We start from the raw sequence: 23,271 nt of genomic DNA on the forward strand, positions 1-23,271 counted from the left end.
ATGTAAGACTTTAAGATGACTTCAGCACTCATCGCTTTCGCATCCAGTTTTCAGGGTACAATACCCTAAGCGCAGCCGGTTAATCCGGTATACGCACCGTTTGGTGGCGATGGCGGAGGGGAACCACGCGTTCCCATCTCGAACACGACCGTTAAGCCCTCCAGCGTCGATGGTACTTGGACCGCAGGGTCCTGGGAGAGTAGAACGTCGCCAAGCACGAGGAACCTACTGCATATATGCAGTAGGTTTTTTTGTGTATTTTACGTATAATGATCTCATCCACTGGCATGTGCCGCTAAGGAGAGTGCTGCAACATGAATCAGATCGTGAAGCTGGAACCGGACAAGTATAAGGATAGTCTGGCCTTGTCCATGTACGCCTTCCAAGTACAACTGTCGGAGGAGCAGCAGCAAGAGCGGCTGAAGCTGATGCAAGAGGAGGCTGCGGAGCGGTGGGCCATAGAGGTGGACGGGCGTATTGGAGCACAGCTGACCATCCTGGACCTGCACGTTCGAATTAACGGCCAATCCATCGCTATGGGCGGCATCGCCGGCGTGGCAACATGGCCGGAGCTGAGGCGGATGGGTCTGGTGAGGGAGCTGATGCACCATGCTCTGGAGCAGATGAGAAGGAAGGGGCAGACCATCTCCTACTTGCACCCGTTTGAATTCTACTTCTACCGGAAGTTCGGTTGGGAGTCCTTCAGTGAGATGAGGAAGTATACACTTGAGATCGGGCAGCTGCCGCCAAGAGCAGAGGTGCAGGGCTCCATCCGGCGCCATAGCGCCCCTGACTATGTGGTGCTGGGTAACCTGTACAAGTCATATATAGAGCGGTATAACGGTGCGCTGGAGCGTACCGAGGAGTGGTGGCGCAATCGTGTTGTTCCTTCCAATAAGAATCTCCTAACAGCTGTATACTACTCGGCTGGAGAGGAGCCGGCAGGTTATATCATCTATGAGATTAGAGATCGGCAATGGACGACCCGGGAGATGGTCTGGTTGAATGAAGAAGCTCGGACTGCTCTATGGACCTTCATCGGTCAGCATGATTCCATGCTGAAGGAGGTTGTTCTTGAAGCGCCGGAGGATGATATCCTAACGTATACTTTGCCGAATCCGCGAGTGAAGCAAGAGATGAAGTCCTACTTCATGGCGCGGATTGTGGATGTCGAAGCTTTTATCGAACAATACCGCTTCAAGCCTTCTAATCAGACCGATCAAATAACCATTAGCATCATAGATCATCAAGCTGCGTGGAATCATAAGGAGTATGAGATTACAATATTGCCTTCAGGTGAGGCTAAGGTGGTCCCCCTTGCTAGTCAGGAATGTGGATGTGTCCAGATTGGAATTGGACATCTAACTGCTCTGCTGCTCGGATCTCGGAGATTCTCAGACCTTCATCGGTATGGCCTTCTACTTCATAGCAGCTCCGAGGTAGTCGAGGTGTTAGAGAGAAGAATTCCGGCTGGCGTAACGTATCTTCCAGATTTCTTCTGATTTATTACATCCATGGATACTGACCTCAATCTAACATGAGAATGTGGAGAATGCCTATATCCAAGCGCTCTACGGGGCATTCCACGTTGCCTTGACAGCCCTAGACCCCTCTGCTAATATTGCAATAATATACGTGAGCCGTTATCAATGAAGCTTGGACATTAAGGGAGGAACATACTCGTGTGGGAAACAAAATTCGCCAAAGAAGGCCTTACATTTGACGATGTATTGCTTATTCCTCGTAAATCAGAAGTGCTGCCTCGTGAGGTTAGCATCGCAACGCAATTGGGCGAGGGTATTAAGCTCAACATACCATTAATCAGTGCGGGAATGGATACTGTTACGGAAGCGGCGCTTGCGATTGCCATTGCACGTGAAGGCGGCATCGGAATCATCCATAAGAATATGTCCATCGCTCAGCAGGCTGAGGAAGTAGACCGTGTGAAGCGCTCCGAGAGCGGCGTCATCACGAACCCGTTCTCCCTGACTCCTGATCACCATGTCTACGATGCAGAGGAGCTCATGGGCAAGTACCGGATCTCCGGCGTTCCGATCGTAGATAAGGACAAGAAGCTGGTCGGCATCCTGACGAACCGTGACCTTCGCTTCGTGCATGACTACTCCATTAAGATTAGCGAGGTCATGACTAGTGAGGATCTTGTGACGGCTCCTGTAGGAACGACACTGCAAGAGGCGGAAGGCATTCTGCAGAAGCATAAGATCGAGAAGCTTCCTCTAGTAGATGATGCGAATATCCTTAAGGGCCTAATCACGATTAAGGATATTGAGAAGGCGATTCAATTCCCTCATGCAGCGAAGGACAAGCAAGGCCGCCTGCTGTGCGGCGCAGCGGTAGGTATCTCGAAGGATACGATTGACCGTGCAGAAGCGCTTGTACAAGCCGGTATTGATGTATTAGTCGTAGATTCCGCGCATGGCCATCATATTAATATTCTTGAAGCGGTTCGCAAGCTGCGTGACAGCTATCCAGAGCTGACGATCATTGCAGGCAATGTAGCAACCGCTGAAGCAACTCGCGACCTGATCAAGGCTGGAGCATCCGTCGTTAAGGTCGGTATCGGTCCAGGCTCGATCTGTACGACTCGTGTCATTGCAGGTATCGGCGTCCCTCAGATTACCGCAATCTATGATTGTGCATCGGCCGCACGTGAGTTCGGCGTACCAGTCATTGCTGACGGAGGCATCAAGTACTCCGGAGACATTACGAAGGCAATCGCTGCTGGGGCAAGCGCCATTATGATCGGCAGCTTGTTCGCAGGAACAGCTGAGAGCCCTGGTGAGACGGAGATTTTCCAAGGGAGAAGCTTCAAGGTATACCGCGGTATGGGCTCCCTCGGCGCGATGAAGGAAGGCAGCAAGGACCGTTACTTCCAGGAGAACGAGAACAAGCTCGTTCCGGAGGGCATTGAAGGCCGCGTACCGTTCAAGGGGCCGCTTGCAGACACCATTCACCAGCTAATTGGCGGACTTCGCTCCGGTATGGGCTATTGCGGGACGAGCTCGATTGAAGAGCTGAAGAATGATACACAGTTCATCCGGATTACCGGCTCCGGTCTGCGCGAGAGCCATCCGCATGACGTTCAGATTACGAAGGAAGCACCGAACTACTCGCTGTAACAGACCCGTCATACGGGATGTTAGCCAGATCGGGAGATAAGAGCGTTTTAATGCGCCCTTAGGCCCCGGCTGGCTTTTTTTCATAGGGAGGCTTATGTTACAATGGTTAACGGATAAGCCTACGGGAGAAAAGGGGAGAAGACGTTGAATGTGAAGGTAATACCGATGCGCCTGCGTAAGGTAATGATTGCGCTAGTGGCGGTAAGTATGGTCGTGATGGGGCTGGGCTCTGCTGCCTACGCCAAGGGGGAGAAGACCCCGAACTCACTGGGAATGGATATCGCGTCAGCGATTCTCATCGATGCTGACTCTGGACAAGTTCTATATGAAGTTAATTCGTCGAAGCCCTATCCACCGGCAAGTATGACGAAATTAATGACTGAATATATTGTGCTTGAAGAAATCTCTGCTAAGCGGTTGAATTGGGATACAGTTGTAACAACAAGCAAGGAAGCGGCTTCAACACCTCCGGATGGCTCTCAGATCTACCTTGCCGAAGGGGATCAGCATTCCGTGAAGGACTTATATATTGCAATGGCAGTAGGCTCCGCCAATGATGCGACAATTGCATTAGCCTCACATATCTCCGGATCGGAGCAAGGCTTCGTGGGGAAGATGAATGAGACGGCCAAGGGACTAGGTCTAACATCGGCCAACTTCACCAGTGCGACGGGGTTATTGGATACGACCTTAATCTCTGCGGCTGATATGGCGAAGTTAGCGCAGAATATTATTAAGAAGCACCCGGACTTCCTGGATTATTCCAAGATTCCGCAATATAAGTTCCGTGAGCGGGATGAGAAGCCGATGATTAACTACAATTGGATGTTAGAGTCCAATAAGTCGATTCCAGCCTTGAAGCAATATGCGTATCCCGGAGTGGACGGAATGAAGACGGGCTATATCTCTGCTGCTGGCTATACGTTCACAGGGACAGCCAAGCAAGGCGATATCCGACTCATTAGTGTCGTTATGAACGCGAACTCTAAGGGCGCACGATTCTACGAGACAGCTAAGCTGTACAACTTCGGCTACAACACATTCGAGCGTAAGACGGTGCTTGCACCGAAGAGCGTCGTGGAGACAGCGAAGACGGCTAAGGTGAAGAAGGGCAAGAAGAAGACGGTACCGATCGTGACGGAGTCCGATCTGAGCTTGCTCGTGAAGAAGGGCGTTGCCCCTAAGATTGATCTGGTAGGAACGAAGCTGCTCCCCGAGTCTGAGCTGGTTGCGCCAATCAAGGCTGGAGACAAGGTTGGTACCGTTACTTACAAGTATACGGATGCGGATACGAAGCAATCTCTTGAGCGTACGGTTAACCTAATTGCGGCTAAGGACGTGCAGAAGGCTGGCTGGTTCCGGCTCATGTTCCGCTCCATTGGGGACTTCTTCGCAGGGCTGTTCCAAGGGATCGTTGATCTGTTCTAGAGAGTTGGCACCATAATTGCTTCTATAGGAACAGCCGCTTGCTCAAAAGAATGGTTGTCGATTGATGGGGCATCATGTAAAATCTATGGTTAGAGCAAGTAACGGAATTGTTACGATAATAGGAGGCTTAATTCAGATGGAAACAGGAACATCGCGCGTAAAAAGAGGTATGGCTGAAATGCAAAAGGGCGGCGTCATCATGGATGTTATGAACGCCGAGCAAGCAAAAGTAGCGGAAGCAGCAGGTGCTACAGCAGTAATGGCACTTGAGCGCGTACCTTCTGATATCCGTGCAGCTGGCGGAGTAGCTCGTATGTGTGACCCGACTGTCGTGGAAGAAGTCATGAAGGTTGTCTCCATCCCGGTCATGGCTAAGGCTCGTATCGGTCACTATGTAGAAGCGAAGGTACTGGAATCTCTAGGCGTAGATTACATCGATGAGAGCGAAGTGCTGACTCCAGCGGATGAAGTGTTCCACATTAGCAAATCCGACTTCACCATTCCATTCGTGTGCGGTGCTAAGGATCTGGGCGAAGCTCTTCGCCGTATTCAAGAGGGAGCATCGATGCTTCGTACGAAGGGTGAGCCGGGTACTGGCAACATCGTGGAAGCGGTACGCCACCTTCGTCTGATCAATGGCCAGATGCGTAAAGTACAGAACTTGTCGAAGGACGAGCTGTTCCATGAAGCGAAGACGCTAGGCGTTGCTTATGAGCTGCTGCTTCAGGTTCACGAGACAGGCAAGCTTCCGGTCGTTAACTTCGCTGCAGGCGGTGTAGCAACTCCTGCTGATGCTGCTCTGATGATGCACCTCGGTGCGGACGGCGTGTTCGTAGGCTCCGGTATCTTCAAGTCGGACAGCCCGGAGAAGTTCGCTCGTGCCATCGTTGAAGCGACTACGCATTACCAAGATTACAAGCTAATTGCTGAAGTATCGAAGAACCTAGGTACGCCGATGAAGGGCATCGAGATCTCCAAGCTCGAGGCTTCGCAGCGTATGCAGGATCGCGGACTGTAAGAGGATCTGTACGATCCCTCAGCATGAGGTACGGATAAGGAAGGCGTGTATAGGATGAAGATAGGCGTACTGGCGCTGCAAGGCGCCGTAGCAGAGCATATACGCAGTTTGGAGGCGGCGGGCGCGGAAGCGGTCGCCGTTAAGCGAATAGAGGAGCTGGACGATCTCCAGGGCCTTGTCATTCCAGGCGGCGAGAGCACAACGATCGGCAAGCTGATGCGCAAATATGACTTCATCAGCGCCGTGAGAGACTTCGCGGGTCAAGGGAAGCCGGTATTCGGTACTTGTGCGGGTCTCATTGTATTAGCAGCAAGAATTGAAGGCCAGGAAGAATCTCATCTTGGCCTGATGAACATGACGGTGGCGCGCAATGCGTTCGGACGCCAGCAGGAGAGCTTCGAGACCGACCTGACCATCAAGGGTATTGATGAAGGAGTTCGGGCAGTGTTCATACGTGCACCGCTTATTAAGGAAGTAGGGCCTGAGGTCGATGTGCTGTCCACGTACAAGGGTGAGATTGTGGCTGCACGGCAAGGGCATCTGCTCGCTTCGTCGTTCCATCCGGAGCTGACCGATGACTACCGCCTGCATGCCTACTTCGTAGACATGGCGAGAGAGAGGGGTTAGCCTGATATGTTGGATATTAAGATCCTTAGAAGTGATATAGCGGTCGTGGAGCAGGCACTTCGCAATCGGAATGCTTCACTAGAGCTGCTTGCCGGCTTCTCCGAGCTCGATACGAAGCGCAGAGACCTGCTGCAGGAGACTGAGGTGCTGAAGAACCGCAGGAATACGGTATCCCAGGACGTCGCGAAGCTGAAGAAGGCTGGGGAGAACGCAGACGCCTTGATTCTTGAGATGCGCGAGGTAGGTGATAGAATCAAGGAGCTTGACGATGTGATTCGTGAGCTGGAGGTGCAGTTGGATGAACTGCTGCTCTCTATTCCTAACATACCAAGTACCAGTGTGCCTGTCGGCGCGTCGGAAGAAGATAATGTAGAGCTGCGCAGGAACGGCGAGCAGACGGCGTTCGACTTCGAGCCGAAGCCGCACTGGGAAGTGGCGCAGGAGCTGAACATTCTTGACTTCGAGCGCGCGGCTAAGGTGACAGGCTCACGCTTCACGTTCTACCGCGGACTTGGCGCACGCTTAGAGCGGGCCTTAATCAACTTCATGATGAACCTGCATAGCGATGAGCATGGCTACGAAGAAGTGCTGCCTCCTTATATTGTTAATCGTGATTCGCTGTTCGGTACAGGGCAGCTTCCTAAGTTCGAAGAGGACCTGTTCAAGCTGGCAGAGTCGGACTACTATCTGATTCCGACAGCAGAGGTTCCTGTAACGAATCTTCACCGGGAAGAGATTCTCGCCCCGGATGAGCTGCCGAAGTACTTCGTCGCTTACAGCGCATGCTTCCGCTCTGAGGCGGGATCAGCTGGGCGTGATACCCGCGGTCTCATTCGTCAGCATCAGTTCAACAAGGTGGAGCTCATTAAGCTGACGAAGCCTGAGGATTCCTATGACGAGCTGGAGAAGATGACGAGCAATGCGGAGAAGGTGCTGCAGCTGCTAGGACTCCCTTACCGCGTCCTCTCGCTCTGCACGGGTGACATGGGCTTCACAGCGGCGAAGACCTATGACCTCGAAGTATGGATGCCAAGCGCCGGCGTATACCGTGAGATCTCATCCTGCTCGAATGTGGAGGACTTCCAAGCTCGCCGGGCGAACATTCGCTTCCGCCGCGAAGCGAAGAGTAAGCCGGAGTTCGTTCATACGCTGAACGGTTCAGGACTTGCGGTTGGACGTACCGTTGCAGCTATTCTTGAGAACTATCAGCAAGCGGATGGAACGGTAGTCATTCCCGAAGTGCTGCGTCCTTATATGGGCGGAGTATCCGTTATCGCTCCTAGATAATTATTTTACCCATAGACCAGACTTATAGTTGCTTTTTATGTCTGGTCTATGGTATTATATTTTTTGTCACTGATTTCATTACGGAGAGGTACCGAAGCGGTCATAACGGGGCGGTCTTGAAAACCGTTAGGGGGCAACTCCACGTGGGTTCGAATCCCACCCTCTCCGCCATACTTACGAACTTAGACGCTGAGCCTGCGGGCTTGGCGTTTTTTTGTATAAAAAATTGATCCCTGCCACACTCTAATCCTTGTGGAGGTGTAGAACAAGATGAGCCATTCCGATAAGCTTCAGGTGGACCAAGCTGAGCTGGCTGCAGCCTGGCAACGCGTACTTCCGGAGCGTATTGCCCCGGGAGATCGGTGCGAGGTGAAGGCCGATGAGGCCAACCAGCATACGCTGCGCATAACGATTCATACTGCAGGGCATCAGATGTACGACTTCGACTTCAAGGTGACCTATGTGGACAGCAGGGAAGTACGAGTAGAGTTGATTGATGTAGAGAAGGACAACGTATCTGTAGATGAACGTACCGACATTATTCAGCAATTAATTGCCGATTACCAGCGCCATCTCCATGAATGTGCCCAAGCTCTTCATGATCTCACTCATGCCTAACTGGCTGCATGTCGTGCAGGAAGAAGAGGCATAGGAAAGGCGGTACACCGATGAGCAAAGCCAAGGGAAATGTCGATAAAAATCTATCCAATGTCGTGGATGACTTGAACCAGGTGGATGCGGGGAGCCATCATGCCCAGCAGCTGCAGCAGGATACGAATGATCGGCGACATCAAGATGCGCTGAACCATGACCATACAGAAGACCTGTCTCATCCGAAGACGGATGCGGGCAATCACTAAGGAGGTGCGCTCATGAGCAAGCCCGATACGTATCCGGTACCTGAGAGCGATGCTGAGCAGGCCAAGAATAAGCGCCGCAATCGCAATAGCCAGGATGCTAACCCAGAGCCTATGGCGGGGTCTCACCGTGTGAAGCAGCAGAATCACACTCGGCACAATAACGCTGAGGGCTAGAGATGAGGAAGAAGCCTGCCCCGACACTCTAACGGGCAGGCTTCTTCCTTAATTAATCGCAGGGCAACTCTTCTAAATGCTGCCGCAATCCTATACAATAGGAGAGGCTGCACAGCTAGAGGAGGGAATTACGAATGAATAGAATGACACGATCGCTATCTATTATTCTCATAATCATAGTATCATTAACGGCCTGCAGTTCCTCCGTCCCGCCTAAGGAAGCTCTAGCGCTGGCCATGGCTAAGACGGCTAAGCTAGAGTCGTACGCGCTGCAGATGACTCTTGGCATAGACGAATTGGCGCTGCCGGCGCAGGCAGCAGGTGAGGCTCCGGCTATGGCCCTGCTGGCACCGCTGCTCGGTGGGGCAGAGGTTCATATAAGCGCTCTCTATCAGAAGGACCCTATGCGAATGGATATGAACCTTGAGCTGACGACTGCCGGGAGCATGGCGTTCAAGCTGACGCTTCCCATCATTCTCGCTGATGACAAGTTGTACGTGAAGCTGCCTCAGACCCCGCTGCTGCCGATTCCCGAAGCAGCTGTTGGCAAGTCAATCCTGATTGACTTGAAGCAGCTGGCTGAGCAAGAGGAGGCAGGAGCAGCTCTGGATGCAGAGACGCTGCAGAAGCTGACACAAGAGGTTGGGGCGGAGCTGCTGAGCGGATTCGACAATGATACGTACTTCAGCGAGCCGAAGCCGTCAGAGGCCGAGCTTCCGAAGGGGCTTGAGGCGGATCGTATCGTGAGATTCAAGCTCGAGGAGAGCAACTATCCTGCTACGGTGGACATCATCGTGAAGAAGACTCTTCCTGCCATCCTTGACATTCTGCTGTCTGACGATGACTATCTGAAGGCTCTGAAGTTGAATAAGGGGCAGCTAGAGGAAGAGAAGAGTCAGCTTGATAAGGATAGTGCTGCCATTATTGACCGTCTCGGCAAGGAGCTGCTCATTCGGGAGTGGTCCATGACGAGCGCGATCAAGGATGGGTATCTGATTCATCAGGCAGGATCGGCAGCTATGGAACAGGGTGGTGACAAGGCCGCAGATAAGCTGAAGCTGGCTCTTCACTATGATGCCATATACAAGGACTTGAACAAGAAGGTTCAGTTCGCAGAGGAGATTCCAGCTCCATCTGATGTGCTGACCCTCGAGCAGCTTACGAAGCTTATGGCTGAAGCTGGAGCAGGAGCAGCGGCGGCACCTGGCACGAACCCGCAATAGCGAGCTCTTGGATTCTGTGCTTCTACGAATAAGCAACCAAAAAAAAGGCTGTCACCGCGAGAGTAGCCTTACTCTCGGGCGACAGCCTTTTACTATGAGAATAGTAGATGGTTATGGCGTCCACGGCCAGAATCGAACTGACATTTGATCTTTAGGAGAGATCCGTTCTATCCGTTGAACTACGTGGACGCAGTATCACATATTATAGCACACTGCAGGTTCCAGGGAAAGGTTAGCAGGAGCAGATTGACAGGCGTTTCCTTACCATGCTACTCTGGCTGAAACGTTTAAGTCATGCAATAGATGGGAGCAGCCCGTTCATGTCTAGGAAGATTACGATGAAAGATATCGCTGCTGAAGCGGGAGTATCGATTGCTACCGTCTCTTATATCTTGAACAATGCGCCAGGCCAGACTATCTCTGCGGATACGCGGCAGAAGGTGCTGGAGGCCTCTGAGCGGCTGCAGTACAGCATGAATCTCGCTGCTCAGTCGCTTAAGAGCGGCAAGTCGGGGCTCGTTGGCATTCTGCTGCCTAAGGTTGAGCCAGCTTGGTACTGGTCCGCGTACAAGTATGCCAAGGCTGTAGCGTTGCTGGAGAAGCAGCTCATGCAGCAAGGGTATCATGTGATCCTATCCTACTATGATCTGGATCACCCTGCGTTCGATCTGGTGCTGGAGCGTAAGCTGGACGGGGTAATCGTGTTCGATGTTACGGAGGATATTTTCACACGCATCTCTAGTCACTACGGCATGGGCATACCCGTTGTCCTGATGGAGAGCTATGTCGCTGATCCCTTGTTCCACAAGGTTGTTCCGGACTTCAAGGCAGCGATGCAGCAGCTTCAGCCGGACTCTGGTCAGCAGCAGGCCAGCTTCCTCGTCATGGATGCGTATCATAATGCAGGGATGTGTGCACAGATTAGGAGGGATGCTGGTCTAACGGCTGAACATACCCATATCTATCATTCCGATGAGGGGCTCGAGCAGTTCCTGGGGGATTACCGCGGCAAGTACGGGCTGGTGGTTAATGAGTTCTTAGCTTCCAGGGTGCTGCAGCAGCATGCGAACGTTGGAGTGATCTGTACTTGCGGTTGTCCTGACCTGCTGCCAGGCTCTGTGCGGAAGGCTGTATTCCCGGAATCCATCTATTCGAAGGTGACGGAGCTGCTGCTCGGCTATATGCAATCTTCGGAGTACCGTTGCGAAGAGGAGTATATCTACCGATAAGCAACGTATTATTGTTAATTAATGCTAACTAATTGTAATATTTATGGTGAAAATAATGCAACTCCACCTGCTATTGGCGTGTATTATCTCTTGGAGAATACATTAGACAACAAGGGTGGTATATGCAATTGTTCCAGTTCATGTTCAAGCAACAGCCGTTCACAGCAAGCCTCGTGGTCATCGTCCTTCTATTCATCTTGCTTCCTACAGCTGTCCAAGCTTCAGGAAGCGCATTAACGGCACCTCCTCCGCCATCCAGCAGTACAGACAGCATATTCAACTCTAACCATGTCTACTTGGATAGTGGTTCAAGCTCGATCAGCAAGGGGGCTGGCCAAGCCACAATAGCTGGAAGTACTTATGCGAATCGAGTCGTGGATACGATTGGAATGACCTTATATCTCCAGAGATGGACAGGCTCAATCTGGGTAGACGTTGGGTCGGGTACGCCCTTATCTAAGGCTAATGCGACTTCCCATACAGGAAGCGTCATTCGTGCAACCGACGCTGGGTATTATTATCGGACACGTGCAGTGCACACGATAACAGAAGGTGGAGTGACAGAGACCGGGGAGACCTTCAGCAGTTCTGTATTAGCTAGCTGATTGAAGAAGGGGTGACCGCTGGTCACCCCTTAATCATAGCCTCTGCATAATAGTAAGCCTCTTCCTTGGACATCTGACCTGTGATGTGAATGTATAGGTCGCCCTTCATGAATTCGAGCAGCTTAGAGCGACCGGACATGGTTGTCAGATATCCCTGATGCTTCGAGCCCAGCTTAACCTTCTCAACCGTTCCATGCTTAGAGTTCGTTCCCATGGAGGTAGCTGTATCGCTGCCTAGCTGCGTGATGCCTATCGTGTTGTTCCTCTTCGTCGAGCTGTTGTAGAAGATTAATGCTACATGTCTAGCATATGGTTCATTAGGATGGTAATTAATTGAAGCTACTGTGAAGGAGATGGTCTCCGGCAGATCCTTGAACTCAGGCAGTCGGAAGTTAACCCTCTTCCTCGCTTCCTCTAGAGGTATCTCATAGCTCTCGGTCGACTTAATCTCTTGGCCATTCAGAGGTTCAGGTGTCGCCATCGGTCCTCCGTATTCTGGAGGAGGTGCGGTCTTCGCGCCGCTCTCGTCGCCATTGTTATGAGGCAGAACGGCTGTGACGAGATTGCCGGGCAGCTCTACAATCTTGATTAAGAACGGATTAAGTGCCTGTGATGTGCTGGGATTGCCGAAGAGTATGGCGCCAATGATGAAGGATGCAGCTGCACCGCTAATCAGTAAGAACCGGCGAGCTCTGCGCTTGTATCGATGGTGTCTGGCAAGTCGAGATTGGAGCTGATCCCATGAAGGCTTGTGATCCAGATTGTGGAGGTCGGATGTCTGTCTAGCTGCAGCTTCGAACGCTTCGTCGAAGAGCTTGTCCCATTCAGCCTCTTGCTTCATCTCCCATCCCTCCAATACATCCTCAGCTTCTTCTTAAGTACTGCTCTAGCACGGTGCAGCTTGTAACGAACCGTATCCTCAGTCGTATCCAGCTGCTCAGCGATCTCCCGATAGGAGAGCTGCTTCCTCCACTTGAGCTCAATGAGCATTCGAGCTTCTGGAGGCATCTCATGCAGGTGATTCTGGATCAGGACCTCGAGTTCCTTCGCTTCGTGGATAGCCTCGATGGATTCTTCTGCAGCAGCCGTATAAGCGTTACTATGTATAGAGACGTTTTCCAGTTGGACATCGTTACGGTTTTTTTTAATTTTTCTTAAATAATTAATGGATTCATTGCGAGCGGCCACTCTCATCCAAGATCGCAGATGGGCTTCGTTCGCGAAGTCTGGAGCGTTGTTGATCGTCTTGAGGAACGTCTCTTGAATAATATCCTCAACTGCTCGATGGTCTTGTACAATGTACAGAATAGGCCGGTACAAGAAGTGGTAGCAGTCGCGATATACCGCTTCCTGCAGGATAGGATTCAAGGTATAGAAGTTCGTACCTAACAGCAGAAGCAAGTTGCTTGACACGTTTAATCACCTGGATTTCTGATCTATATTTCATTTCACAAAAAGTTTTTTGATCCAACAGCAACTATCTTGCTTGAGGATTGTTATATCTAATAGTGATCATAAATATAAATCTGTAGAAGAACAAGGTAATCTGTACCCAATTCCATATTTTCCACTAATTTACTTGAATATTTAACATTGCAAGCGTCATTATGCCCATTTATCAAATATGAGCCTATACTCCTACAAAACCCCGCACTCTTAGTTTAAACGGACTATTCACTGTCAAATTTTAGTTTTTTATGTCGAATATTGCCCGAAAATTGTCCAATCTCGTCGACAAGGTTTTACAAACTCCTTACACCCAACAGCGTATAATGGATTCATTATATCCCTACTACACGATGTTGGATTGGAGCGTGCCCAGAAGCGAGCCATGGACAAAAACCTACTGCTAAAAAAATTGCACTCGCTCCGGCTCAAGCTTCATGAGATAGCCGAAGCGCGCGGCAGTCTAACGGATCCTGATGTGTTAGCGATAAGTGTAGAAGCTGACCAACTTATTGTAGCCTTGCAGCAAATTCAGAAGGATGAGATGCTTGGTGCATCTCTACGCGGTGAAGAAGCTTAGACTAGAGGACTCTTCTTACGCAGTCGGCGGAAGAATTGCTTCAGCTGCAGAGAGGTCTCTGTCTGAAGAATACCTGTAGTTAACTCCGTCTCATGATTGAATCTCGGTTCCTGCAGCAGATTCATCAGTGTACCTGCGCAGCCTGCCTTGGGATCTGTCGTTCCGTACACGACCCTCTGAATTCTAGACTGTACAATTGCTCCAGCACACATGGGGCAAGGCTCTAATGTCACATATAGCGTACAATTCAACAGCCTCCATGCTCCCAGCTGCTCACACGCTTGTCTAATTGCGACAATCTCCGCATGTGCAGTTGGATCATGGAGGGTTTCTCTCAGATTATACCCTCTTCCAATAATTACACCATCCTTCACTAAGACAGCCCCGATGGGAACCTCCCCAATGGCTTCCGCCTTATCTGCCTCTGCCATAGCTTCCAGCATCCACCTCTTATCGATCTCTTCTCTGATCAATTCCCTATACCTCCTGTCGAATTATGCTGCGAACAAATATTCCGTTGTTAACAGCATGTGTATAATATTGTGTATAACTATATCAATATCCACAGAATTGTTCACATCCTATACAGAGCTTCTTTACTAATATGTGCATATTGTGCATAGAATGTGGATAACTATAGTTGTTTCGGGTAGGAATCGTACTTAAGTCGCAGTTAGGACTAAGGTCCTGCGCATTGGAACATGTATTTTCATTATTTGTCAATTATGATATCATTTTAGAGAAAAATAGCGAAAAAACAACCGCAGAAGGGTGTGTCAGAGCGTTGTCGTTCAAAACAAAACTCCCCCTTGTCATCTCCATCATTGTGTTCTCCATGCTCATCCTACATATCATTCTGAACGAATACTTAATGACTCGCAATATGCAAAACTTCATTAAGCAAATGGCGCGCAATACCGCCCTACAAATGGAGACGCTGTTCCGAGATTATGAGGCATGGGATGAGAGTTACCTTCATGGAGATCTATCAAAAGCTGAAGCTATTGGTATAAAAGATGGCAAGGCATACATCCTTGATATGATGAAGGCTATTCATCCCAGTATTCTTGAGGTAACCGCTTATCGCGTGAGCGATAACGGCCAAGCAATCGGAGGGCCTGCGGAAATAACAGTCGCTATCGGATATGGTCAGTATAAGGACGAGGCTTACGATGAGCAGATGATTAGAGACGCCTATGCAGGAGAGCTGGTTGTACATAATTATCGCAAGGATAACCTTGCTTACACGAAGAGTTATTATCGAGTGGGCAAGGACGAGCCCTATGTTCTAGTCATGGTCTTCAACCATAAGAATATGTACGAATTGATTCACATTCAGAGAAATAACCAGATTCTCATTGGCCTAGTTGTCCTGCTGCTCGTTGTGCTCTTCAGCTACTGGACGGCAAGGCGCATGATCAGGCCGATTCAGGATATTCTGTGGAAGGTGAATGAAGTATCCTTCGGACGCTTCCAGACTGCCATTAAGGTGAATCGCAGAGATGAGTTCGGGCTGCTTGCCTTGAGAGTGAATGGGATGTCGCAGAATCTAAGCATCTATATGGATAAGCTTCGCAGAGCCTTCGACGAGAATCGGACGATGAAGGAGTATCTGGAGTCCTTCATTAACCATACGAGTGATGCCATCCATGTGTTCGATCTGGATCTTCGGATTACTCAGGTGAACCGTGCCTTCGAACATCTGTATGGCTATCAGGAAGAAGAGGCAGTCGGACATATTCTTGAGTTGTCTCCTGAACCTTATAAGGAAGAAGCCGCGCAGACGATTCAATATGTGCTTGCAGGGCGGATCCTTCCCGCACAAGAGACGATACGCATGACGAAGTCTGGTGACTGGATCTCTGTCAGTGTAACCACTTCGCCTATTCGCGACCAATTCGGCACAATCTGCGCCTTCGCATGCATCACGAGAGACATGACTAGCCGTAACAAGATGGAAGAGCTGCTCAGGAGGTCCGAGAAGCTGACTACGGTCGGCCAATTAGCAGCGGGAGTAGCGCATGAGATTCGCAATCCCTTGACTACACTGCGCGGCTTCCTCCAGCTGCAGCAGGAGAACCAGAAGCATAATCCTAGCCACAATACGATTATGCTGTCGGAGCTTGACCGTATTAATCTCATCGTCAGCGAGTTCCTCATCCTGGCTAAGCCTCAAGCGACCAAGTTCGAGGTGAAGGATGTGCGGTTCGTCTTCGGAGATGTCATCTCTCTGCTCGACAGTGAAGCCCATCTCCACAACGTCGTGTTCCATACGCAATTCCCGAATGATCCTTGCCGAATCTCTTGCGTAGAGAACCAGCTGAAGCAAGTGTTCATCAATCTCATTAAGAATGCGATTGAAGCGATGCCAGGAGGGGGCCGAATCTACGTGAAGATAGCTAGACAAGAGCATGATATTCTCATCTCGATTGTGGACGAAGGAATAGGGATATCTGAAGAGATGATTACAAGGATTGGGGATCCCTTCTTCACAGGAAAGGAGTCGGGTACTGGCCTAGGAATTATGGTCAGTCAGAGAATCATACAGAGCCATAGGGGAATGATGGACATTAAGAGCCAGGTTGATGTAGGGACGACAGTGACAATTACACTGCCTGCTTTGCGAGAGTAACAGGCAAGCAGTATACTAAGGCTGAGCCTAGATTGACCGTGAAGGAGAGTGGCGGCTTGTCAGCAACAGCAATAGTAGCAGGAGCAACCGGACTAATCGGACGAGAGCTGACGGAGCGTCTGCTTCAGGAAGATAAGTATGAGGAAGTCATTACGCTCGTAAGGACCCCTCTGCCTATACAGGACGAGAAGCTGAAGCAGATCGTGACCACTTGGGAGCGTCATGCCCTTGAGGAAGCTCTCCGGCCGATCATGGAGGATGCTCACATCTACTGCGCGCTAGGGACTACAATCAAGAAGGCGAAGACGAGAGAGCAGTTCCGTAAGGTGGATTATGAATATCCTGTCCTGCTCGGCAAGCTCGCGAAGCAGTACCGTGCGGCCCAATTCCTCATCGTCTCCTCTATGGGGGCAGATAAGCACTCCAGGGTGTTCTACAGCAGGGTTAAGGGTGAGACCGAGGATGCGCTCCGAAGCTTAGGTCTGAGATCGCTGCATATATTCAGGCCATCCCTGCTGCTTGGAGATCGGCATGAGTTCCGGCTTGGTGAGCGATTCGGGGCAATCGTGGCCAGAGTCATCACCCCATTGCTGGCAGGGAAGCTAAGCGTCTATCGACCCATCGAGGCCCGAGACGTGGCAGCAGGTATGATTAGGGCTGCTCGTAAGGAGTCCATCGGGATTCGAATCTATCCTTCAGATCAGATCTACAATAACAGCATGAAGAACAATGGGAAAGTGTGATAAGAGATGCGCATTAACAAGTATATCAGTGAGACAGGCTATTGTTCGCGGCGCGAAGCGGATAAGCTCGTAGATAGTGGACGAGTAACCATTAACGGGGAGAAGGCGCTGCTTGGCAGCCAAGCCAGCCCCGGCGATGATGTGCGGGTGGACGGTCAGCGGATAGGCAAGCAGCGACAGCATGTCTATCTCGCGCTTAACAAGCCCGTTGGCATTACCAGTACAACGGAGCAGCATGTGAAGGGCAATATCGTCGACTTCATCGGACACGCAGAGCGAATCTTCCCGATTGGCCGCTTGGACAAGGATTCAGAGGGCTTGATTCTCCTCACGAATGACGGAGATGTCGTCAACCCAATCTTGCGTTCAGAGGGCAAGCACGAGAAGGAATATATCGTGACGGTAGATCGTCCCGTAACCGCCTCCTTCCTGAAGGGAATGGGGGAAGGCGTACATATTCTAGGCAGCCTGACACTGCCGTGTGAGGTCACGCGTGTGGGTGACCGAGTGTTCCGCATTATTCTGACCGAGGGGCGCAATCGTCAGATCAGGCGAATGTGCGAGGCGTTCGGCTATCAAGTGAGGAAGCTTCGGCGTGTGCGGGTCATGAACATTGAGCTCGGCAATCTAGCCGCTGGTCAGTGGCGGGACCTGACAGAGGCAGAGCGTACAGAGCTGTTCACCATGCTCGGGTATGAGCCTGCTGTGACCTAATCAGCATGCAGCTTATAATGGAGAAGGGGCTAACCTAATCATCATTGTCTAGCAATGAGTGGTTAGGTTAGCCCCTGATTGTCCTGCTATCCCTTCGGAGTAGCGGGAATCTGCTGCATATTCTCTTGGTCTACATACTTCCGAATGATGGAGACCTCGACACGGCGATTCTTCGAACGGCCAACGTCGCTGCTGTTGGAATCGACCGGACGGTATTCCCCATAGCCGATGGCACTGAATCTAGCCGGCTTGATGGACTTGTTCTCCAGCAGAATATCCATGAATCGGATGGCACGGGAGGAGCTGAGATCCCAGTTGGACTTGAACTCGCTCGTAGAGATGGCTTGATTATCGGTATGACCGGATACAATAATCTCATAATCCGGATATTGCTGCAGCATCGTTCCGATGAAGGCGGCAAGCTCACGGGATTCAGGCTTCACTGATGAGCTGCCTGAGGCGAACAGCGCATTATCACTGATGGTAATCATAAGCTGGGACTGGTTCAGCTTCGTGGCGAGCTCGGTCGTCAGCCCATTCTTCTTAATGTATTGATCCAGCTGCTTCTTCAGCTTCTCCAGATCAGCCTGTTCCTTCTTCATGAGTTCAGCGCGGAGAGTCTGTGTATCCTTCTCCTTGTCCTTATCCTTGTCCTTGCCGTCTTCCTCCATGGTCGAGTGATCCTTCGGAAGCTCCTCGCTATCCCCAGTCCGCACGGCAGCGGGACTATCCAATACACCGGAACCGCTGTTAAGAGCAAGGCTGAAGGCTTGGCTAAGCTCTTCGAACTTCTTGGCATCAACCGAGCTCATGGAGTAGAGGACAATGAATAAGGCGAGCAGCAGAGTGAGTATGTCTGCGTAGGGAATGAGCCACGATTCATCCATATGCTCCTCATGAACTTCATGTCTGCGCTTATTGGACAACGGCGGCCTCCTCCTTCTCCCGCATCTTCGCACGCTCGGTTGGAGTCAAGAATACGGACAGCTTCTGATTAATCGCTATGGTAGAGACACCGGACTGGATGGAGAGCAGTCCCTCCACCATCATTAAGCGGAGCTCCACTTCCCGCTTCGACAATCTCTTCAGCTTATTGGCAATAGGATGCCACAGTACATAACCTGTGAATATACCTAGCAGAGTAGCGACGAAGGCGGCAGCAATCGCATGCGCCAAGTGCTCCATATTGCTCATATCGGCAAGTGCAGCAATGAGTCCGATAACCGCGCCTAGTACACCTAGAGTTGGAGCGTACGTACCAGCTTGGGAGAAGATAAGGGCGCCCGCCCGATGGCGGTCTTCCGTTGCGGCAATATCTTCAAGCAGCACATCACGGACGAAGTCCTGGTCATTGCCGTCAATAATCATCCGCATGCCATTGCGGAGGAATGCATCTTCAATATCATCTACCTTCGCTTCAAGGGCAAGCAGTCCTTCACGACGGGTAATCGATGCCCATTCCATGAACAGGGCGATTAAGTTTTCCCGTGGCAGAAGCTTCTGCTCCTTGAAGACCATCTTCAGCAGAGTAGGGATCTTCTTAATCTCCACCATAGGGAAGCCGATGAACAAGGTAGCTGCGGTTCCCACTAGAATAATCATGTAGGCCGCGGGGTTAATCAAGTTCTCCAGCCCGGCGCCCTTCAGCACCATTCCCACTAGTACAGCTGTAAATCCAAGAACAATACCGATAATAGTTGATTTCTCCATGTTACACCCCGTCTAAGATTGAATAGAATTCCAGCAGCGGCAACAGACCTAACGATCAATTCTCGCGAGCAACGTATTCTTCTATTATCGTCATAGGGGCAGCTCGAAGTTAGAGCCGCTGCGGGATTGCTCACGAATTGTCATGTAATTGCAAGAATTAAGGGTTAAAATAAAGCTACAGCCAGCAAGATGCAGCTAGCGTTGCTAATCGTATAATTCGCTTAAGATGAAGAAAGGTGGAATAAAAATGGGCGTAAGACATGCAAGGGAGTACGCGGATATCCTGAAGGAGCTGACCGAGGCGATCGGCTTAATCGACCGGAACTATACATTCTTCGAGATGGAGGAGGAGGAGTGGAAGGCGCTTGGGGAAGCCGAGCAGGGCGAGGTGCTGGAAGCGCTCGCGGATGATGTGTTCTTCGGGCTGGGGGAGCAAGCGGTCATTCCTGTCGGCGATGGAGTCATTACTTACAATGCCAAGTTCCATGTGCTGGAAGTGTCGCTCGGGACTCAGGTCATTAAGATGATTCGACTAACCTGAACTGAAGACGCCTCGCCTGATCGTTACGGTTAAGCGGCAAGCAGCTTGTCGGCTTGGCGGATGACTTTACATTCCCTGCTCCCTCTCGTACAATATGGGCATAGAATTATGTCAGTTAAGCTCACATCATGAGTGTGCAGAGGAGAGAATCATGACGAATGATCAGAGCTCAGCTCGAAGCTTGCCGGATTCACTGAAGCTGCAAGGAGAGAGGCTCTCTGCCTACTATCAGCCTATACTTGCTATGGATACAAGAAGAATCATCGGTTACGAAGTGCTGGGAAGAGCGTGCAAGGGGGAGGAAGCAAGGAGCCTTGGCCCCTTCTTCAGCGATGAATCCGTGCCGGATCTCGACCATATCTATGTAGATCGGCTTCTGCGAGAGCAGGCACTGAGCAAGGTGGGAGGGATGGACTCTCCGCCATTATTGTTCATTAATCTCAAGCCTAGCTGGATTCATCAGCAATATCAGCAATCCGGCCAGCTCTACACGCTGTCCTTGCTTCATAAGTATGGAGTGGATCCTAGGCGTGTCGTGATTGAGATTACAGAGGAGTCGTTCCGCGGCCAGATGGAAGAGCTTCGAGAGGTCGTAGACTTATATCGGCAGCAAGGCTGTCTCATTGCGATTGACGACTATGGCAGCGGATTCAGCAATACGGATCGCATCGCTCAGATTCAGCCGAATCTGCTGAAGATTGATATTCATATGGTCAAAAAGAGTGCAAACCACGACGGCTACCTCGGCGTGCTGCGCTCCTTGTCCGCATTAGCCGAGCAGATCGGCGCCTCCCTCCTAGTCGAAGGGGTAGAGTCGCGAGAGGATCTGGTGCGCTCCATCGAGATTGGTGCTCGCTATGTGCAGGGCTTCCTGTTCGCGAAGGCCGAGCCCCACTTCCGCGAGGCGGATGACTTCGAAGCGATGATTCAGAGCGAGCTGGAGCTGCAGCTGGAACGGCAGCTGAGCAGGGAGCACTATTGGCAGGGGCAGGCGGAGGGGCTGGCGCTCAGCGTAGAGGAGCTAAGCTCCGAGCCTTCGGCGGAAGCGGGAGGAGATGAGCGGCTGCTGCAGCTGCTCCCCCTGCTGAGCGAGGGCTGCGTTCGTGTCTATCTGTGCCGAGAGGATGGCATTCAGACCTCGGCGAATTGGAGTCGAGGCACGGCGGACGAGTCATGGCGTCTTGAAGAGTCTTGCCGCGGCTCGAACTGGAGCTGGCGGCCGTATTTTGTACCGAATATGGTGCAGCTGACAGATGGCAGACGAGCGATTGTATCTCGTGCCTATAATGATCTGGACACAGGGGCGTGGATACGGACAATCTCCGTGCCAGCTGGTCAAGGATTGGTTCTGTTCGCGGACATGAGAGATGCTGCGGCCGGCTCTGAATCTGTGGCTGGCTGACAGACGTGCAGCGCTACTCGGAGGCCAGGTAATGGGTAGGCTGCATCATAGAAGGCTGGTAGATCATGCAGTGGAATTCGGAGGGGCCTTGCGGCGTCCTCCTGCTGTACGTATCGGTAATGAGGAAGCCGGCCTTCTCATATGCCCGAATGGCCCGCACATTCCAGGATAGGACCTCGAGATCAATCTCATCCCCAGGCGCGCGCCTGATGGCCTCTTCCGCTAGCAGTCTAACCAGGGCGGAGCCCATCCCTTGACCACATAGGTCAGGGCGGATGCCAAGCCCGAGCCGAGTGACCCCTAGCATCGGGAAGAATTGCGCGAAGCCGACCAGCTCCTCTAATTCGTTAAGAACGGCCGCATATTGCTGCTTCCGCAGCACTGGATCACCGAACTCAATGCCGCTCTCGACCATATCCTCCCAAGAGCTCCACTCGTACAAGTCATATGGCGGTTCATAATGCCAGTCACATAATTCACAAGCTAACTTAGAGGTGAGCGGGGCAATCCGGAGCTCATGCGTTCGTTCATTAGCCGCTGCCTTGTTCATGGGGTCTATTCTCCTCTGCGGTCGGTTATGGCTATTATACCAAGTTCCTATGTTCCATGTTATCATGGGGTCATACTGACAACGTGAATCTGCTTAGAACAAGGAGAAGGTATGCGTCAATTAATCTGGCTTGGATGTCTATCTTATCTGGTCATCGGACTTGCTCATGTCATCGGCGGGGCCGTCCTAGAATCCATGATGGACAAGTATGACCTGTCGTACCAAGACGGCGGACAGTGGATTATGAATCAATTCTTAGGGTTCCTAGTCGGAGTGCTCCTAGCACCATCCATTACGGCTAGAATAGGCAAGCGAGGCGGCGTGCTGCTGGCGCTGATATGCCTGACCGTCGGTGAAGCGGCCTACAGCTTCATGCTGCCTTGGGGCTGGATGCTGGCGTTCGCTCCCATCGCTGGCCTTGGCTTCGGGCTAACCGAGGCTGTAGTCGGTGCGATGATTATCGAATTGTCGGAGGGCAAGGCGTCCGCGATGAGCTTGATCGAGACGTTCTTCGGCATTGGGGCACTCATTATGCCAGTTACGGCGGCGTATCTCATTAGGGAAGACCTATGGCAGCTGTCCTTCCCGATCCTCACTGGCTTATCTATCCTGACGCTCGTGCTGTGGGCAACGGCGTCCTTCGGCAAGCTGAACGACAAGATCAGCTTCAAGGGCAGACCCGCCGCTGCGCAAGGAGCTTGGGATAGGAAGCCCGCAGGCTACGATCGAAGAGTATGGCCTCTCCTAATCGTCGGGGCTGTCTTCTTCCTCATCTATGTCGGCCTAGAGATGAGCTTCTCCAACTATCTGCCGTCGATGCTGATTGAGCGGACAGGCATGGATGATGCGAGTGCGGCAACGGTACTCAGCTTATTCTGGGGCATGGTTGTGGCAGGACGTATCTTCGCGGGGCGGCTGGCGGATAAGGTCGGATACGGCACCTATCTGCTGGGAGCAACGGCCAGCGCTGCGGTTGTATTCCTGCTCATGGCTTCCATGAAGGATGTGAGCTGGATGCTCGTCTTCGTCGGGCTGAGCGGCCTCTGCTTCTCTGGCATCTTCGGGATTGGTCTAGTATATGCGAATGCTCTCATTCCGGGAATGACGGAGCGAACGACAAGCTTGCTTGTCGCCTTCGGAGGTCTGGGAGGGGCGCTTCTCCCGCGCGCCACAGGGTGGGCGATGGACCGTTATCAGGCAGGTACGACGTTGTGGATGATGGCCTTCACGGTCACAGGCATGCTCGTTATTCTGCTCGTCCTGCTGGCATTAGGCAGGAAGCAGGGCCGGCAATTGGCCGGCCATAGCTAGCTGGCAAATAGAAGAAGCATGCGGGCAGGAGTGCCGGCATGCTTTTTTTTT

Annotated in this window: 25 protein-coding genes, 2 tRNA genes and 1 rRNA gene; 21 read left to right on the top strand and 7 right to left on the bottom strand. The window is 51.5% G+C overall.

Going from position 1 to position 23,271, the window contains the following annotated elements; genetic code table 11:
* Positions 1-99: 99 nt before the first annotated feature.
* The 12 genes from rrf (at position 100) to ACFO9Q_RS19090 (ending at position 9,757) form a co-directional block, all read left to right on the top strand.
* Positions 100-216 (top strand): 5S ribosomal RNA (gene rrf, locus ACFO9Q_RS19035).
* Positions 217-314: 98 nt separating this feature from the next.
* Positions 315-1,502, top strand: coding sequence for a GNAT family N-acetyltransferase (locus tag ACFO9Q_RS19040; RefSeq protein WP_379185051.1), 1,188 nt, complete (start codon positions 315-317; stop codon positions 1,500-1,502).
* Between the two features lie 180 nt (positions 1,503-1,682).
* Positions 1,683-3,140, top strand: coding sequence for an IMP dehydrogenase (guaB, locus tag ACFO9Q_RS19045; protein WP_379185054.1), 1,458 nt, complete (start codon positions 1,683-1,685; stop codon positions 3,138-3,140).
* A gap of 150 nt (positions 3,141-3,290) precedes the next feature.
* A complete protein-coding gene (locus ACFO9Q_RS19050; protein ID WP_379185243.1) occupies positions 3,291-4,568 on the top strand; it encodes a D-alanyl-D-alanine carboxypeptidase family protein in 1,278 nt (425 codons plus the stop codon).
* Positions 4,569-4,704: 136 nt separating this feature from the next.
* Positions 4,705-5,586 (top strand): pyridoxal 5'-phosphate synthase lyase subunit PdxS, encoded by an 882-nt coding sequence (gene pdxS, locus ACFO9Q_RS19055; protein WP_379185056.1) that lies wholly within the window; start codon positions 4,705-4,707, stop codon positions 5,584-5,586.
* Between the two features lie 54 nt (positions 5,587-5,640).
* Positions 5,641-6,213: a pyridoxal 5'-phosphate synthase glutaminase subunit PdxT gene (gene pdxT, locus ACFO9Q_RS19060; protein ID WP_379185058.1), complete on the top strand. Its 573-nt coding sequence runs from the start codon at positions 5,641-5,643 to the stop codon at positions 6,211-6,213.
* A gap of 6 nt (positions 6,214-6,219) precedes the next feature.
* Positions 6,220-7,500, top strand: a complete 1,281-nt coding sequence (serS, locus tag ACFO9Q_RS19065; RefSeq protein ID WP_379185060.1) for a serine--tRNA ligase — start codon at positions 6,220-6,222, stop codon at positions 7,498-7,500.
* An 82-nt stretch (positions 7,501-7,582) separates the two neighbouring features.
* Positions 7,583-7,671, top strand: a tRNA-Ser gene (locus ACFO9Q_RS19070).
* Positions 7,672-7,770: 99 nt separating this feature from the next.
* Entirely contained in the window at positions 7,771-8,118 is a 348-nt protein-coding gene (locus tag ACFO9Q_RS19075) for a hypothetical protein (RefSeq protein ID WP_379185062.1), read from the top strand.
* Positions 8,119-8,168: 50 nt separating this feature from the next.
* Positions 8,169-8,360 carry a hypothetical protein gene (locus ACFO9Q_RS19080; RefSeq protein WP_379185064.1) on the top strand — a complete coding sequence of 64 codons (192 nt, stop codon included), beginning with the start codon at positions 8,169-8,171 and terminating at the stop codon, positions 8,358-8,360.
* Positions 8,361-8,372: 12 nt separating this feature from the next.
* Positions 8,373-8,534: a small acid-soluble spore protein P gene (locus tag ACFO9Q_RS19085; RefSeq protein WP_379185066.1), complete on the top strand. Its 162-nt coding sequence runs from the start codon at positions 8,373-8,375 to the stop codon at positions 8,532-8,534.
* Positions 8,535-8,668: 134 nt separating this feature from the next.
* On the top strand, positions 8,669-9,757 hold the full coding sequence (locus ACFO9Q_RS19090; RefSeq protein ID WP_379185068.1) for a hypothetical protein: 1,089 nt from the start codon (positions 8,669-8,671) through the stop codon (positions 9,755-9,757).
* A 114-nt stretch (positions 9,758-9,871) separates the two neighbouring features.
* Here ACFO9Q_RS19090 and ACFO9Q_RS19095 read toward each other — a convergent pair.
* A tRNA-Arg gene (locus ACFO9Q_RS19095) sits at positions 9,872-9,946 on the bottom strand.
* Positions 9,947-10,077: 131 nt separating this feature from the next.
* Here ACFO9Q_RS19095 and ACFO9Q_RS19100 point away from each other — a divergent pair.
* Positions 10,078-10,986: a LacI family DNA-binding transcriptional regulator gene (locus ACFO9Q_RS19100; RefSeq protein WP_379185070.1), complete on the top strand. Its 909-nt coding sequence runs from the start codon at positions 10,078-10,080 to the stop codon at positions 10,984-10,986.
* 128 nt (positions 10,987-11,114) lie between these two features.
* A complete protein-coding gene (locus tag ACFO9Q_RS19105) occupies positions 11,115-11,591 on the top strand; it encodes a DUF6147 family protein (RefSeq protein WP_379185072.1) in 477 nt (158 codons plus the stop codon).
* A 22-nt stretch (positions 11,592-11,613) separates the two neighbouring features.
* On the opposite strand, the gene ACFO9Q_RS19110 is transcribed toward ACFO9Q_RS19105, so the two are convergent.
* Complete coding sequence (locus ACFO9Q_RS19110; RefSeq protein WP_379185074.1) at positions 11,614-12,432, bottom strand: DUF4367 domain-containing protein; 819 nt, start codon at positions 12,430-12,432, stop codon at positions 11,614-11,616.
* Positions 12,429-13,004: an RNA polymerase sigma factor gene (locus ACFO9Q_RS19115; protein WP_379185076.1), complete on the bottom strand. Its 576-nt coding sequence runs from the start codon at positions 13,002-13,004 to the stop codon at positions 12,429-12,431. Before ACFO9Q_RS19115 ends, ACFO9Q_RS19110 begins: the two co-directional genes overlap by 4 nt.
* Before the next feature lie 418 nt (positions 13,005-13,422).
* On the opposite strand from ACFO9Q_RS19115, the gene ACFO9Q_RS19120 reads away from it, so the two are divergent.
* The gene (locus ACFO9Q_RS19120; RefSeq protein WP_379185078.1) at positions 13,423-13,617 is read left to right on the top strand and encodes a Spo0E family sporulation regulatory protein-aspartic acid phosphatase; all 195 of its coding nucleotides are present in this window, start codon (positions 13,423-13,425) and stop codon (positions 13,615-13,617) included.
* On the opposite strand, the gene tadA is transcribed toward ACFO9Q_RS19120, so the two are convergent.
* Positions 13,614-14,090: a tRNA adenosine(34) deaminase TadA gene (tadA, locus tag ACFO9Q_RS19125; protein WP_379185080.1), complete on the bottom strand. Its 477-nt coding sequence runs from the start codon at positions 14,088-14,090 to the stop codon at positions 13,614-13,616. The two genes, ACFO9Q_RS19120 and tadA, sit on opposite strands and share 4 nt — an antisense overlap.
* 311 nt (positions 14,091-14,401) lie before the next feature.
* Between tadA and ACFO9Q_RS19130 the strand changes: the two genes are divergently transcribed.
* Genes ACFO9Q_RS19130 through rluF form a run of 3 tightly spaced genes read left to right on the top strand, consistent with a single transcriptional unit; the run spans position 14,402 to position 17,706 of the window.
* On the top strand, positions 14,402-16,249 hold the full coding sequence (locus ACFO9Q_RS19130) for an ATP-binding protein (protein ID WP_379185083.1): 1,848 nt from the start codon (positions 14,402-14,404) through the stop codon (positions 16,247-16,249).
* A gap of 56 nt (positions 16,250-16,305) precedes the next feature.
* Positions 16,306-16,992, top strand: a complete 687-nt coding sequence (locus ACFO9Q_RS19135) for an NAD-dependent epimerase/dehydratase family protein (protein ID WP_379185085.1) — start codon at positions 16,306-16,308, stop codon at positions 16,990-16,992.
* 6 nt (positions 16,993-16,998) lie between these two features.
* Positions 16,999-17,706 carry a 23S rRNA pseudouridine(2604) synthase RluF gene (gene rluF / locus ACFO9Q_RS19140; protein WP_379185087.1) on the top strand — a complete coding sequence of 236 codons (708 nt, stop codon included), beginning with the start codon at positions 16,999-17,001 and terminating at the stop codon, positions 17,704-17,706.
* An 86-nt stretch (positions 17,707-17,792) separates the two neighbouring features.
* On the opposite strand, the gene ACFO9Q_RS19145 is transcribed toward rluF, so the two are convergent.
* Together ACFO9Q_RS19145 and motA are read right to left on the bottom strand one after the other, a co-directional pair.
* A complete protein-coding gene (locus tag ACFO9Q_RS19145; protein WP_379185089.1) occupies positions 17,793-18,632 on the bottom strand; it encodes a flagellar motor protein MotB in 840 nt (279 codons plus the stop codon).
* Positions 18,622-19,416 carry a flagellar motor stator protein MotA gene (gene motA / locus ACFO9Q_RS19150; protein WP_379185091.1) on the bottom strand — a complete coding sequence of 265 codons (795 nt, stop codon included), beginning with the start codon at positions 19,414-19,416 and terminating at the stop codon, positions 18,622-18,624. Before motA ends, ACFO9Q_RS19145 begins: the two co-directional genes overlap by 11 nt.
* Before the next feature lie 247 nt (positions 19,417-19,663).
* Between motA and ACFO9Q_RS19155 the strand changes: the two genes are divergently transcribed.
* Both ACFO9Q_RS19155 and ACFO9Q_RS19160 read left to right on the top strand, forming a co-directional pair.
* Positions 19,664-19,957 carry a hypothetical protein gene (locus ACFO9Q_RS19155; RefSeq protein ID WP_379185093.1) on the top strand — a complete coding sequence of 98 codons (294 nt, stop codon included), beginning with the start codon at positions 19,664-19,666 and terminating at the stop codon, positions 19,955-19,957.
* A 151-nt stretch (positions 19,958-20,108) separates the two neighbouring features.
* The gene (locus ACFO9Q_RS19160) at positions 20,109-21,359 is read left to right on the top strand and encodes an EAL domain-containing protein (protein WP_379185095.1); all 1,251 of its coding nucleotides are present in this window, start codon (positions 20,109-20,111) and stop codon (positions 21,357-21,359) included.
* A gap of 13 nt (positions 21,360-21,372) precedes the next feature.
* Here ACFO9Q_RS19160 and ACFO9Q_RS19165 read toward each other — a convergent pair whose 3' ends face one another.
* On the bottom strand, positions 21,373-21,909 hold the full coding sequence (locus tag ACFO9Q_RS19165) for a GNAT family N-acetyltransferase (RefSeq protein WP_379185096.1): 537 nt from the start codon (positions 21,907-21,909) through the stop codon (positions 21,373-21,375).
* Positions 21,910-22,020: 111 nt separating this feature from the next.
* Between ACFO9Q_RS19165 and ACFO9Q_RS19170 the strand changes: the two genes are divergently transcribed.
* Positions 22,021-23,220, top strand: a complete 1,200-nt coding sequence (locus tag ACFO9Q_RS19170; protein WP_379185098.1) for an MFS transporter — start codon at positions 22,021-22,023, stop codon at positions 23,218-23,220.
* Positions 23,221-23,271: the final 51 nt, after the last annotated feature.

Origin of the sequence: Paenibacillus sp. GCM10023252 (assembly GCF_042653305.1) — a bacterium.
GTDB lineage: Bacteria > Bacillota > Bacilli > Paenibacillales > Paenibacillaceae > Pristimantibacillus.

Excerpts from the sequence above, each read along its gene's own strand:
- ACFO9Q_RS19120 (WP_379185078.1), top strand. The coding sequence starts at position 13,423 with ATGGACAAAAACCTACTGCTAAAAAAATTGCACTCGCTCCGGCTCAAG.
- ACFO9Q_RS19100 (WP_379185070.1), top strand. The coding sequence starts at position 10,078 with ATGTCTAGGAAGATTACGATGAAAGATATCGCTGCTGAAGCGGGAGTA.
- ACFO9Q_RS19155 (WP_379185093.1), top strand. The coding sequence starts at position 19,664 with ATGGGCGTAAGACATGCAAGGGAGTACGCGGATATCCTGAAGGAGCTG.
- ACFO9Q_RS19170 (WP_379185098.1), top strand. The coding sequence starts at position 22,021 with ATGCGTCAATTAATCTGGCTTGGATGTCTATCTTATCTGGTCATCGGA.
- rluF (WP_379185087.1), top strand. The coding sequence starts at position 16,999 with ATGCGCATTAACAAGTATATCAGTGAGACAGGCTATTGTTCGCGGCGC.
- serS (WP_379185060.1), top strand. The coding sequence starts at position 6,220 with ATGTTGGATATTAAGATCCTTAGAAGTGATATAGCGGTCGTGGAGCAG.
- ACFO9Q_RS19080 (WP_379185064.1), top strand. The coding sequence starts at position 8,169 with ATGAGCAAAGCCAAGGGAAATGTCGATAAAAATCTATCCAATGTCGTG.
- ACFO9Q_RS19085 (WP_379185066.1), top strand. The coding sequence starts at position 8,373 with ATGAGCAAGCCCGATACGTATCCGGTACCTGAGAGCGATGCTGAGCAG.
- ACFO9Q_RS19040 (WP_379185051.1), top strand. The coding sequence starts at position 315 with ATGAATCAGATCGTGAAGCTGGAACCGGACAAGTATAAGGATAGTCTG.
- pdxT (WP_379185058.1), top strand. The coding sequence starts at position 5,641 with ATGAAGATAGGCGTACTGGCGCTGCAAGGCGCCGTAGCAGAGCATATA.
- ACFO9Q_RS19075 (WP_379185062.1), top strand. The coding sequence starts at position 7,771 with ATGAGCCATTCCGATAAGCTTCAGGTGGACCAAGCTGAGCTGGCTGCA.
- ACFO9Q_RS19110 (WP_379185074.1), bottom strand. The coding sequence starts at position 12,432 with ATGAAGCAAGAGGCTGAATGGGACAAGCTCTTCGACGAAGCGTTCGAA.
- motA (WP_379185091.1), bottom strand. The coding sequence starts at position 19,416 with ATGGAGAAATCAACTATTATCGGTATTGTTCTTGGATTTACAGCTGTA.
- pdxS (WP_379185056.1), top strand. The coding sequence starts at position 4,705 with ATGGAAACAGGAACATCGCGCGTAAAAAGAGGTATGGCTGAAATGCAA.
- ACFO9Q_RS19165 (WP_379185096.1), bottom strand. The coding sequence starts at position 21,909 with ATGAACAAGGCAGCGGCTAATGAACGAACGCATGAGCTCCGGATTGCC.
- ACFO9Q_RS19160 (WP_379185095.1), top strand. The coding sequence starts at position 20,109 with ATGACGAATGATCAGAGCTCAGCTCGAAGCTTGCCGGATTCACTGAAG.
- ACFO9Q_RS19090 (WP_379185068.1), top strand. The coding sequence starts at position 8,669 with ATGAATAGAATGACACGATCGCTATCTATTATTCTCATAATCATAGTA.